This window comes from Colwellia sp. MB02u-9, assembly GCF_014077085.1.
Taxonomy (GTDB): Bacteria; Pseudomonadota; Gammaproteobacteria; order Enterobacterales; family Alteromonadaceae; genus Cognaticolwellia.
Map to the genome: position 1 here is coordinate 62047 of NZ_JACGVF010000065.1, position 6583 is coordinate 68629.

Genomic DNA, 6583 nt, shown 5'->3' on the forward strand with positions numbered 1-6583 from the left:
AGTTAATTAGTATTAAGAGTCGCTTCGGTAAAATAAATGAGGAAAGAAATGAGTAACATTTATAGCCAAAGTTTAGACAAGGTTGCTGCTAACAGTCAGCCACTAACACCAATAAACTTTTTAAATCGTAGCGCTGATGTCTATCCAGACAAAATTGCAATTATCCATGGTAAGCAAAAATTTACCTATCAAGAATATCGTAAGAATGTTCGTCGACTCGCCTCAAGCCTCATTAAAAATGGGGTGAATCCAGGGCAAACCGTGAGTATTATGGCCGCTAATATTCCGGCATTTTTGGATGCCCATTATGGTGTGCCACTAACGGGTGCTGTGCTTAACGCGATTAATATTCGCCTCGATGCGGAAAATATCGCTTTTATTCTTGATCACGCCGAATGTGATGTACTGTTTACCGATACCGCATTTTCCGGTGTGATTAAACAAGCATTAGCACTGTCAAAGCGTAAACCTTTGGTGATTGATATTGACGATCCAGAAGGTCCAGGCGGAGAGCGCCTTGGTACCATGGAGTATCAAGAGTTACTGGCTCAAGGGGATGAAAATTTCACTGGTTCATTGATTCATGATGAATGGCAAGCTTTGGCGCTAAATTATACCTCAGGCACTACGGGTAATCCTAAAGGTGTAGTTTACTCACATCGCGGTGCTTATTTGAATTCTCTTGGCCATAACTTTGTTTGGCCGACCGACAGCAATACCAATTATCTGTGGACTTTGCCGATGTTCCATTGCAATGGTTGGTGTTTTCCTTGGACGATAGTGGCTGTTGGCGGTACGCAAATTTGTTTGAGGCAAGTTGAAGTAGGCGCTATCGTTAATGCGATGATTGAGCATAAGGTCAGTCATTTTTGTGGCGCGCCAATCGTGCTTAATATGATTTTAAATGCTGACGAAAACTTGCTGGCGCAATTACCTAAAAATATTAAAGCGATGACTGCTGGTGCTCCGCCACCTGCCGCGGTTATTAAGGGCATTGAAAGCTTAGGTATTGAAATCACCCAAAGTTATGGCTTAACTGAAGTTTATGGGCCTTGTGTCGTGAGTGAGTGGAAAGATGAATGGAATAAGCGCAGCGATGATGAACGGGCGGCATTAAAAGCGCGTCAAGGTGTGCGTTATATCACGCAAGAAGACGTTGATGTGCTAAATCCGGATACTATGGAGCCTGTTCGCCCAGATGGAATCACTATGGGTGAAATAATGTTTCGGGGTAATAGCACAATGAAAGGCTACTTGAAAAACGAACAAGCCACAGAAGAGGCTTTTGCTCATGGTTGGTTTCATTCAGGGGACTTAGCGGTTAAACATCCAGATGGTTATATTGAAATTCGTGATCGTTCGAAAGATATTATAATTTCGGGAGGTGAAAATATTTCATCAGTCGAAGTAGAAGGGGTGTTATATACCCATCCAGCCATTTTAGAAGCCGCCGTAGTGGCCAAAAAAGATGAAAAGTGGGGAGAAACTCCCTGTGCATTTATAGCACTGAAACGCGGGCAAACGTTGACAGAACAAGAGGTAATTCAATATTGCCGTGAACATATGGCGGGCTTTAAAGTACCTAAAACCATTGTTTTTAGCGAGTTGCCTAAAACCTCAACCGGTAAAGTGCAGAAGTTCGTGCTTAGGCAGAAAATTAAAGAGCTGTTTGAAGCTTAATTTATTATTAGCGTTGGACGGGGGTTAATCCAAACGGTAAGAGTTTACAGACTCTTACCGTTTTTTTTTACTAGCCATGTTGTTTGTCAGTAAAAAACGTATAATCATCATTAAATTAATTTTACTAAGCGCCATCATAAAACGCCATGACGACAGCATTAGAAACATTTCAACAGGGTGGCATTTTAGCTTACCCAACCGAGGCCGTATTTGGTTTAGGCTGTGATCCTGATAACGATGAGGCAATTGAAAAGCTGCTGTTGATCAAGTCACGTTTAGTAGATAAAGGCTTAATACTACTTGCGGGTGATTATAGACAACTTTTACCTTATATAGATGAGTGTAAAATACCTCAAGACAAACGCCTGGCGATATTATCTCGCTGGCCCGACGGCATTACGCAACTAGTGGCTAAAAATGCTAACACTTCTAGGCTGTTGACGGGGCGTTTTGACACTATTGCGGTGCGTGTTACTAGCCAGCCAGACGTTGTGGCACTTTGTCTTGCCACTAATAAGCCGATTGTTTCTACGAGCGCGAACTTAAGTGGTAAACCTCCGGCCAAAACATGGCAAGGAATTCCCAATGATCTCGCTAATAAAATTGATTTTATTATTAAAGGAAAAACTCTAGGCTTTGATCAGCCTTCTACTATTATTGATGCATTATCTGGAGATGTTATTCGCTCATGAGCACTATAAATATTAATGTTGTTGTTGAATTTTTAAAATCGTTGCAAGACCAAATTTGTTCCGCGTTAGAGGCTGCCGACGGTAGTGGTAAATTTATTGAAGATAATTGGCAGCGCGCTGAAGGCGGTGGTGGCAGAACCCGAGTACTCACAAATGGTAGCGTTATCGAGCAAGGCGGGGTCAATTTTTCAGTGGTTTCTGGTGATAAGTTACCACCATCTGCAACAGCACACCGTCCAGAATTGGCTGGCCGTAAATGGCAAGCTTGTGGTGTATCATTAGTTATTCATCCTAAAAATCCTTTTATTCCAACATCTCATGCCAATGTCCGATTTTTTATTGCTGAAAAAGAAGGTGAAGAACCTGTGTGGTGGTTTGGTGGTGGTATTGACCTCACGCCTTTTTACCCGTTCAAAGAAGATGTTGTGCATTGGCATCAAACGGCAAAAGATATTTGTCAGCCTTTTGGTGACGATGTTTATCCAAAATATAAAAAGTGGTGTGATGAATATTTTCATTTAAAACACCGCAATGAAACTCGTGGCGTTGGTGGCTTATTTTTTGATGATCTTAATAAATGGGAATTCGATAAGTGCTTTGATTATATGAAAGCAGTTGGAAAAGGCTTTCTTGATGCTTACATACCTTTAATAGAAAAGCGTAAAGCAACGCCCTTTGATGATAATCATCGTCAATTTCAACTTTATCGTCGTGGCCGCTACGTTGAATTTAATTTAGTTTTTGATCGCGGCACCTTATTTGGTTTGCAATCAGGTGGCAGAACAGAATCCATTTTGATGTCAATGCCGCCACTGGCACGTTGGGAATATAATTTTCAGCCGGAAGCTGGCAGCCCAGAAGCAGCACTACAAGACTATTTAGTACCGCAAGATTGGTTATAACCTAGCATTACCGCTTGTTGTTTATTAACCTAGCAATCCACATCAACAGAAAAGTTCGCTGTAGGTGTGGTTGCTACGTTAAGTTACCCAAGTTAAGTTTTTAATTTCAAGACCATTAAAGCCTATTTTTTTAGGGTTTATGATAAAGCTTGAGCTAGATCAAACTGTCGAAAACCAGGCGCGCGTAAAATTACCTTAGTGAACAAATTTAATATTTTTTCTATTTATAAAAGGTAACGCTCTAATGAAAACCTCAGTAATTAATGGACTCATCCTCTCCGCTCTTACATTATCTCCCCTTGCACTGGCTAACCAAGCTGGCGACTTTGTCGTTCGTGGTGGCGCCACTATGGTTGATCCTGCCAGTAATAAAGCTAACGTGTTCCTCGATGGCGCTGATTCAGGTTTAGATGTCTCAGCGGATGGTGATACTCAGCTTGGTGTTAATTTTGTATATTTTTATGATAAAAACTGGGCTATTGAACTCTTAGCCTCAACCCCGTTTTCTCATGACATAAAACTGCATGCCGATGGCGCAACCACAACGCTTGGTAAAATATCTCATTTACCACCGACATTAAGTGCACTGTATTACTTTGATACTCACTCAGCGTTTAAGCCCTATGTGGGTGCGGGTATCAACTATACAATTTTCTTTGATGAGAAGTTTTCTTCAACTTATAAAGAGGCCGGTTTTAGTGATTTAGACTTAGACGGGTCGTTCGGACTGTCTGTTCAACTTGGTGCTGATTACCAACTTGACAAAAACTGGTCATTAAATGCTTCCGCTCGTTATATTGATATTAATACGGATACCAGTTTTAAAGTAGGTGGTAGTGTTAATGGCAGTGCTGAAGTTGAAATAGACCCTATGGTTTATTCACTAATGTTAGCTTATAAATTTTAAAGAGACTTTAACCATATTCAGCACGGGTCAAAGTGATGAAAAAAGCAGTTACCCAGTGACTGCTTTTTTGTTTTCATTGTTTAACAACTAGGGTAGTCTACCGCTAAACATTTAAGCTAGTAATCTTATGGATCAGTATCGCGTATTTGGTAATCCTATCGCTCAATCAAAATCTCCCTTTATTCACCAACAGTTTGCGCTACAGTCAAAGCAAACAATGAACTACCAAAGTCAGTGGGTTGCATTAGATCAATTCGACAATGCCGTAAAAGAATTAATCGGTAACAATGGCAAAGGCGCCAATGTTACCGCACCATTTAAAGAACAAGCATTTGCCCTGTGTCATGAGTTGAGTGAAAGAGCCAAGTTAGCTGGCGCAGTGAACACCTTAATTTTTTCTAATGGAATTATTTATGGTGATACTACAGATGGTGTCGGCTTAGTTAGTGACTTACTCAAGCATCAAGTGCAACTGCGAGATAGTAAGGTGTTATTACTCGGTGCTGGCGGAGCCGCAAAAGGCGTTGTTCAATCAATATTAGAGCAGTCTCCTCAATCATTAACTATTGCCAATAGAACATTAAGTAAAGCACAGGCCATTACTAGCCAGTATCCTAATGAGGCTATTGATGCTGTTACTTTCGCAGAGACCCATAACTTAGCATTTGATATTATCATCAATGCCACATCAGCAGGTCTATCCGGCGATAGCTTACCGATATCAGATCACACAATTAAAAGTTCAACAGTTTGTTATGACATGGTGTATGGCAAAGAGCCAACCGCATTTTTAAAACAAGCAAAACAGCTAGGTGTTGAACATATTATTGATGGCTTAGGCATGTTAGTGGGGCAAGCTGCGGCAAGCTTTCATTTGTGGAGAGCCGTTAGCCCAGCAGTAGAGCCTGTACTTGTCTCCTTAAGAGCTCAGTTAAAGTAATGAAAGTGAAGCGAGCATAAGATGAACCAAGCAATTTTATTTAATGATGATCTACATTTTGATCAGCAGCATGATGCTTGGTCTTTTACCGGACAAGTTTCAGGACAGCGTATAAGGTTATATTTTCATTCTATGCAGCTAAAGAAATTAACCGAAATTGATGATGGCACTAAATTTGATTTAGAAGAAGTAACAGAAAGCTGGCTCGAGGAAAACGAGCCAGAAGGTAATGAAATACATATAGAGTTGGAGTAACGTAACCTCAAAGGTTAATGGTTATCAGCTAAGTACTCAGCTTTTAATTCAACATAGTTTATTGCAGACTGTTTGAGAAAATCAGCTTCACTCTGCTTTAACTCTCTCGCTTGTTTAACTGGGTTACCAACATACAAGTAGCCGCTTTTAAGTGTTTTGTTTGGCGGCACTAAACTACCCGCACCGATAAACACATCATCCTCAACAATAACACCATCCATAATAATAGCGCCCATACCAACCAGTATTCGGTTACCCAAAGCACATCCGTGTAACATACACTTATGACCAACCGTAACATCGTCACCAATAACTAAAGGGTTACCATTGGGATTACCGGTACTTTTGCGTGTGACATGTAAAACCGTACCGTCTTGTATATTAGTGCGAGCGCCAATGGTAATTTTATTCACATCACCTCTAGCGGCAACTAAAGGCCAAACACTAGTATCATCACCTAAGGTAATGTCACCAACAAGCACGGCCGTTTCATCAACATAAACGGCATTACCTAATATAGGAGTAATGCCATGATAGCTTCGAAAATTATTTTTCTGCATAAATAAGAGATTTTAGATGACTGATATAGCTATCTTAGCAAAAAAAGCCATTAAACAGCATTTTTCAATGCACTGAGTTACTCTCGGTACTTAGCAGTTAAGACAAAGTTACTTCAAAGGCACAATATAACTGGGTGATTTTTCAGCGTATCGAGCATTAAAAACCCAGCCACAGCAAGGGTTGTATAAATAAAGAGCAAACAAACCTTTATTTGTAAATTAATGGCAATTAAGGGTTGACGTGAAGCCAGAAATCTCTAGAATGCGCTCCAGTTCCAAGGGGTAACCCAAACGAACGGTTTTAATGAGTTATCTAACTCGGTCTAGGCTGTTTAAGTTAACTTAACGTTTTAAAAATGAGTTTGAATCTTCTGAAAAGAAAGTTTAAAAAATCTAAATAAAACGTTGACATTAAAAATCAGGTGCGTATAATGCGCATCTCGCTTCAGGCAAGGCCTGCAGCAACGAATTACTTTACGGTATAGAGCGAATGAGATTCTGTATCGGTTAGTTATCTTCTTAGAAGAAACTAACTTTCTTTAACAATTAGTTATCATGCAATTTGTGTGGACACTCACATTAACGTTGATTTTACATAGTTATCCTCGGATAACAAAAAAACAGCTTAATATGATGTCACACAAAAA

Annotated in this window: 7 protein-coding genes; 6 read left to right on the forward strand and 1 reads right to left on the reverse strand. The window is 40.1% G+C overall.

The features are described from left to right. Window positions 1–48: 48 nt before the first annotated feature. From H4J65_RS01640 to H4J65_RS01665, 6 genes are all read left to right on the forward strand, one after another. Window positions 49–1680: an acyl-CoA synthetase gene (locus H4J65_RS01640; RefSeq protein WP_182194633.1), complete on the forward strand. Its 1632-nt coding sequence runs from the start codon at window positions 49–51 to the stop codon at window positions 1678–1680. Between the two features lie 146 nt (window positions 1681–1826). Next, the gene (locus H4J65_RS01645; RefSeq protein ID WP_182136187.1) at window positions 1827–2372 is read left to right on the forward strand and encodes a Sua5/YciO/YrdC/YwlC family protein; all 546 of its coding nucleotides are present in this window, start codon (window positions 1827–1829) and stop codon (window positions 2370–2372) included. Then, complete coding sequence (hemF, locus tag H4J65_RS01650) at window positions 2369–3274, forward strand: oxygen-dependent coproporphyrinogen oxidase (RefSeq protein ID WP_182136186.1); 906 nt, start codon at window positions 2369–2371, stop codon at window positions 3272–3274. Before H4J65_RS01645 ends, hemF begins: the two co-directional genes overlap by 4 nt. A gap of 244 nt (window positions 3275–3518) precedes the next feature. Beyond that, the gene (locus tag H4J65_RS01655) at window positions 3519–4181 is read left to right on the forward strand and encodes an OmpW family protein (protein WP_182136185.1); all 663 of its coding nucleotides are present in this window, start codon (window positions 3519–3521) and stop codon (window positions 4179–4181) included. A gap of 127 nt (window positions 4182–4308) precedes the next feature. After that, window positions 4309–5121, forward strand: coding sequence for a shikimate dehydrogenase (gene aroE, locus H4J65_RS01660; protein ID WP_182194637.1), 813 nt, complete (start codon window positions 4309–4311; stop codon window positions 5119–5121). Window positions 5122–5142: 21 nt separating this feature from the next. After that, the gene (locus H4J65_RS01665; RefSeq protein WP_182136183.1) at window positions 5143–5376 is read left to right on the forward strand and encodes a hypothetical protein; all 234 of its coding nucleotides are present in this window, start codon (window positions 5143–5145) and stop codon (window positions 5374–5376) included. A 14-nt stretch (window positions 5377–5390) separates the two neighbouring features. Here the strand turns inward: H4J65_RS01665 and H4J65_RS01670 are convergent, their stop codons facing one another. Continuing rightward, window positions 5391–5936 (reverse strand): gamma carbonic anhydrase family protein, encoded by a 546-nt coding sequence (locus H4J65_RS01670; RefSeq protein WP_182186685.1) that lies wholly within the window; start codon window positions 5934–5936, stop codon window positions 5391–5393. Window positions 5937–6583: the final 647 nt, after the last annotated feature.